Here is a 2,512-nt window from a genome sequence, read left to right as displayed (position 1 = left end):
ATGTCTATCGATGGTGCAGCGGCTTTCTCGCCAAACTCGAGGCGGCGGACTTGCCAGTATGAGGCTGATCGCGACCAAGTGAATCAGGGCAGCATCCCGGCCTCGCCGCGGCGAGGCTTGGTTAATGTGCTGTGGTAAGCCCGATGGCGATGAACCGACCAACTACAGTTGGATTGTAGCCGATTGTGCTGGCAAGCGAAGAACTCGCGGCTGCGCCCACTCGTCAAACTAGTTGAGCCGATCCGCAATAAGGGCTCTGGTCGCCGGGTCCGTCGGTGTCGAGCATTCGACTGTCATCGCTTCGCTGATCGAGACAACCGTGTATGAATATGTCGACCAACCCGGTTGGCGACATCGTTGATGTGCTAAGCAGCATCGACCCACACCGCACGCCAGATCTCAAGACGTTAGCTTGAGCACATTCTTCCATATTAAAACAAGAGGAAAAAGACATGGGTGAGCTCTCTTGCCGTCGGCAGATTTCTTCAAAGACGCGTGAGCGGCCACGACTGGTTGTCGAGGGCGCTCGCGCCGCACGGCAACAGAAAATGCTGGCGTCCATTGACCTGAACTTACTGTTGTCTCTTGAGGCGCTGCTGGAGCACCGCAACGTCACGCATGCGGCTCGGCACGTGCGCTTGAGCCAACCGTCGATGAGCCGAGCGTTGACACGGCTGCGTGGCATTTTCAAGGACGATCTTTTGGTTCGCGGCTCGAGCGGCTTGGTCCCGACGCCGCAGGCCGAACGGTTGGCCCAAATGCTGCCGCCGGTGTTGGATGCGCTCCGCGGGATGGTGAACCGCCAGGGGGAAAGGCGATCAAAGACAATAATGGCGATACCCGACCATCAAGCCCTGATCTTGCTGCCGCCTCTCCTACCCCTCCTGCGCGAGCACGCGCCTAATCTCGACATCGTAACCGGCTCGTTTCTAACAGGCGCGCTCCGGCGGCTTGAGCAAGGCGAGATCGATCTGGCTGTTGGGCAGACCGGTGGCACGCCACCGGGCTTCTTTCGGCGCAGGCTCTATACTGACCGCTTCGCCTGCCTGCTACGTTGCGACCACCCAGCCCTGGCGCAGGAATGGACGATCGAGACCTTCGCTGCCCTGCGCCACGCCGCCATTGGCTCGGATTCGAAGGATGGCTTCGGCCGGGTACATGATGATCTGGCCAATTTACACCTCCAAGATCGCGATCCGGTGCTGGTGTCCAATCTCCTGACGACTGCTGTGGCCATCGCGGCGACCGATCTGGTGCTGATTGTGCCACACCGCGTCGCGACACGGATCGCCGCCTTGCTCCCCCTAGCGATTCTCGATCCCCCGGTGGAACTGTCGCCTTACGAGGTTGGGCTAATTTGGCACGAGCGCTGCCATCGCGACCCAGAGCATCACTGGTTGCGCCACAAGATTGCCGCTGCAGCGGCGGCGGGAACAGAGTTGGCGCATCCATCGACAATGAGAGGGCAAACGGCTGATGCTTCGCCAAGGGAAGAAGCGTGATGCGATCGAAGTCTGGCCCTATCCTCAGGACCGAGCCGGTTCATTACCCCCTCGTCCGTCGGGACACGATGCTGGTTCCGCTGCCAACTCAGTGAAACCGACGCGCGCCGACGTCGAGCGAGCATCTGCTGTGAAGAAGGTATTCACACTTCCACCCAACTACACAAACCAAGACCCACCTTCTTCGACCGCCGTTCGGCCGCGTCAAGGCCTTCGCAGGCCATGTTATCAGGGTGTTACCGAGGTGCATGCATCGATTCTGGCCGCGTATCTTGGCCCCGACCCGTTGGCAGGTAAGTGTTTGGCACAAATTGCGAGTTCTCGGATCTTTGGCATTCTGCCCAACGAAGTGCGGCAGATCGATATTCTTGAGCACCGTTCGTTGCGGCCGGGGCGCTGCGCGCAAATCGTCATCATCGATTGCCGCGAATGGGAGCAACATGGGTACGGTCATGCGAAGCTCCCTTCCGAACTGGTGCAACTAGCTCTGGTTTCCGAAGACAGGCTGGACCGAGAGGCGGTTTTCTCCGACGGGTATTCCGATTACCTGTTGTGGCCACTGATCGAGCAGGAAGTTGTGAGCAGACTGACTGCCTGCGTCGCTCAGATCGCGCGGCGTTCTGCACCGCTATTCTTCTCAGCCGACCCCCTCATTCAGAAGGCTTGCGCTCTGCTGGCACAGCGAGTCGATCAGCAGATCGCCCTCGGCGAACTGGCGCGCATAGCCGGGACCAACAAGACAACGCTGGTTAACCGCTTCGAGGCTGCCTTTGGCTGCGGGCCTATGACCTGGTTCCGGCACTATCGGATGATTGAGGCTGCCGCCCGTTTGCGAAGCGGGCATGAAAGCGTGGCCGAGGTCGCTGAATCCTTAGGCTACGAAAACAGCAACAATTTCTCCACGGCCTTCAAGGCGATCCATGGGCTCTCGCCGCTCCGCTATCGCAAAATGGCGGCGCGCAGAGAAAGGTCTGCCTGACGCAAAGGTGGGGATCGGAAAAAACTAGTAT

General features: G+C 59.5%; 2 protein-coding genes. Both read left to right on the top strand.

The window, feature by feature from the left end; all coding sequences use genetic code 11:
* The first annotated feature begins 548 nt into the window (after positions 1-548).
* Positions 549-1,502, top strand: coding sequence for a LysR family transcriptional regulator (locus EOC06_RS35865; protein WP_189367592.1), 954 nt, complete (start codon positions 549-551; stop codon positions 1,500-1,502).
* Between the two features lie 244 nt (positions 1,503-1,746).
* Positions 1,747-2,481: an AraC family transcriptional regulator gene (locus tag EOC06_RS35860; protein WP_095488479.1), complete on the top strand. Its 735-nt coding sequence runs from the start codon at positions 1,747-1,749 to the stop codon at positions 2,479-2,481.
* Positions 2,482-2,512: the final 31 nt, after the last annotated feature.

The organism is Mesorhizobium sp. M7A.F.Ca.MR.362.00.0.0 (assembly GCF_004023175.1).
GTDB lineage: Bacteria > Pseudomonadota > Alphaproteobacteria > Rhizobiales > Rhizobiaceae > Mesorhizobium.
The sequence above is the reverse complement of the archived record's forward strand: the minus strand, read 5'-3'. Positions and strand labels throughout refer to the sequence as shown.

Coding starts and splice junctions, on each gene's coding strand:
- EOC06_RS35865 (WP_189367592.1), top strand. CDS start 549: ATGCTGGCGTCCATTGACCTGAACTTACTGTTGTCTCTTGAGGCGCTG.